The sequence below is a fragment of the Bradyrhizobium sp. Kon10 genome, from assembly GCF_055807395.1.
This window is the reverse complement of record NZ_JBVVOZ010000452.1, coordinates 1-210: the sequence shown is the minus strand read 5'-3', so window position 1 is coordinate 210 and position 210 is coordinate 1. Positions and strand designations below refer to the sequence as shown.

Genomic DNA, 210 nt, shown 5'->3' with positions numbered 1-210 from the left:
CAGCGTGACCGCCTTGCTCGCGTTCAGATCGCCGGCACCGCTGGTGATGCCGGTGCCCGAGGCCGTGATCGAGGAAACCGTCGTCGCCGTCTGGTTGACTTGCAGGGTGCCGGCGGGATTGTAGTTGGCCGCGCCGGCCAGGTTGGCCGCATTGCCGGCTCCGTCGCTGACGATGGCGCCGTTGAGGTTGAACGACGAGATGGCGAGATC

Annotated in this window: 1 protein-coding gene; it reads right to left on the bottom strand. The window is 67.1% G+C overall.

Annotated features, from left to right (window positions below; all coding sequences use genetic code 11):
* The coding region (locus AC0L2O_RS37725; protein ID WP_473373308.1) for a hypothetical protein at positions 1 to 210 on the bottom strand (210 nt) is incomplete at both ends.